This is a genomic window from Pedobacter sp. HMWF019 (assembly GCF_003061025.1).
Lineage (GTDB): Bacteria > Bacteroidota > Bacteroidia > Sphingobacteriales > Sphingobacteriaceae > Pedobacter.
The window spans coordinates 1-1913 of the sequence record NZ_QAIL01000058.1; the positions used below are offsets into that span (position 1 = coordinate 1).

Annotated in this window: 4 protein-coding genes; 3 read left to right on the forward strand and 1 reads right to left on the reverse strand. The window is 37.5% G+C overall.

Annotated elements, in window-relative coordinates:
* Positions 1-194: 194 nt before the first annotated feature.
* The gene (locus DBR11_RS04030) at positions 195-509 is read right to left on the reverse strand and encodes a transposase (protein WP_108550330.1); all 315 of its coding nucleotides are present in this window, start codon (positions 507-509) and stop codon (positions 195-197) included.
* Positions 510-599: 90 nt separating this feature from the next.
* Here DBR11_RS04030 and DBR11_RS04035 point away from each other — a divergent pair, with 90 nt between their 5' ends.
* From DBR11_RS04035 to DBR11_RS04045, 3 genes are all read left to right on the forward strand, one after another.
* Entirely contained in the window at positions 600-1184 is a 585-nt protein-coding gene (locus tag DBR11_RS04035; protein ID WP_146186452.1) for a hypothetical protein, read from the forward strand.
* Entirely contained in the window at positions 1181-1660 is a 480-nt protein-coding gene (locus DBR11_RS04040; protein WP_108550332.1) for a hypothetical protein, read from the forward strand. Before DBR11_RS04035 ends, DBR11_RS04040 begins: the two co-directional genes overlap by 4 nt.
* A gap of 50 nt (positions 1661-1710) precedes the next feature.
* On the forward strand, positions 1711-1913 hold a 203-nt coding region (locus DBR11_RS04045; RefSeq protein ID WP_233260637.1), incomplete at its 3' end, for an NUMOD4 domain-containing protein.

The window sequence follows — 1913 nt, forward strand, 5'->3', positions numbered from 1 at the left end:
CAGTTCCAAGGTTATTCTGGGACTGCCATATATCTTTTTGCTGTTCTCAAAAGCTTGTAAAACCTCAGTTTCAATCATCTGATTTTCAGCACTTCTGTTTGAAGGACTACTGACTGTCCATTTGTTAAATCCAGCCCTGCTCACTTTAAATACTGAACACATCTTCCCAACTAAAAATATTCTGCTGTGATCCTTTATGAACCCGAATATTTGTTGTCGCCCTTGGAGAAAATGCTGATAGCCTTTTTTAAAATATCGCGCTCCATCTGTGTTTCACGCAATTCTTTCTTCACTAACGCCAGCTCTTGCTCAGCTGCGCTGAGTAGGACTTTCCCATTTCCTGGAAAGCTACTGCCTTGTTTGCTGGAAAACTCCTTCCGCCAGCGATACAACAATGCCGGACTGATATCCAGTTCTTTGGCCAGACTACTCAGGTCTGTCCGGGTGTTACTCAGTTCAACGCTCATTACTTTGAACTCTTTTGGATACGATTTTCTTTCTCGTGACATAATTTCTGTTAAGTTACCAAATTCACTTAACTTGCTGTCTACTCAAAGGTAGCAACTCCAGTAATGAATTCATCGGGAAAAAATATTGATATGAAGAAATTTATGGCAAATCAGGTAAAAGAATTTGAAAATGTATTTGGCCAGGGAAATGTTAATGCACAGATGCTGATTCGTGAAGTAAAATCCGCTGACCAGTTAAATGATTTTGAGAGCTTAATTGACATTCAGGCGGGAAATAAGTTTGAAAAAACGAAAGACGGTAAGACTATAGGTGGCGATGCGCAGATGGGTGGCAAATTTCTCAGGTTAAATTCTGAAAGTATTGACGAAAAGGGTAACTTTATTGATAAGAAAACGTTAATTCATGAGATTGGCCATACTGGGGGCTTATATCATACATTTGAACCTAAAAAAGAGGGGAAATTAGCCAATGGAAAACCAGCGCCTGGTGCTATGCAATCTTTTTATAACAGTTCAAATAGCCCTTATGTAGAAGCAAACTTTATGAACTATACCAGTAATGCCGTCGACGCTGGAACATTAGGTCCAAGTGTTAATGCAGTTAGATTTTTCAACAACACTGTCGGCAAAGCGACCCAGGGCCAGGTGCAGACAATTGTAACCAATTTGTATAATGGAAATCTCAATTATAACAATATTCCAAAAAAGAAATGATGAAAAGATTGTATTATATACTCGTGCCTTTTTTATGTCTAGGTTATGGATGTCAAAATAAGACAACTAAGGACTATGGAGTTGGAACGAAGGATAGTGCTAACTTCACTGTTTTTCTTTCAATGCTCTATCCTAAAGAACATTTACTAGTCAAAGTAAACAATCAGGTCATATTTGACAAGGTTGGTGAGGATATTAAAGGTAGTCCGACTGGAGAGTATTATTTTCATTATCCTGATACAATAAAAAAAATTGAGATCACAAGTCAATTTAAAGGCAAGATAGTACTTAATAAATCCTTCATTGATACATTAACTGAGGCTAAACAAAGAACATTAATTATTTCTCGCCCATTTCCGAAGGGTATGACTAAGGAGAATTATAAACCTTATGGGTATGTGCCTATAGACTCGTCAGATCGCCATATAACTTTGGTAAACGATGCTGTTCATCACAAGGATACCTTGGTACTTTAATCTACAATGGTGGTTTATGATTTTTGTTATGTCTTAACAATGCACTTATTATGATCTCAGAAAGAAAGTATCCTTATCAAGATGTTAATTCCCCTCAACTTGAAGGCGAGATTTGGAGAGACATTCCTGATTTTGCAGGATGCTTTCAAGTCTCGAACTTGGGGAGAGTGAAATCTCTAGATAGAACTGTTTCCCACAGCCGATGTGGTACACAGTTTGTAAAAGGACGGATATTAAAACAAAACCTTAAAAG

Bases quoted from the DNA above. Each gene is read 5' to 3' on its own strand.
- DBR11_RS04040 (WP_108550332.1), top strand. From the start codon at position 1,181: ATGATGAAAAGATTGTATTATATACTCGTGCCTTTTTTATGTCTAGGT.
- DBR11_RS04035 (WP_146186452.1), top strand. From the start codon at position 600: ATGAAGAAATTTATGGCAAATCAGGTAAAAGAATTTGAAAATGTATTT.
- DBR11_RS04030 (WP_108550330.1), bottom strand. From the start codon at position 509: ATGTCACGAGAAAGAAAATCGTATCCAAAAGAGTTCAAAGTAATGAGC.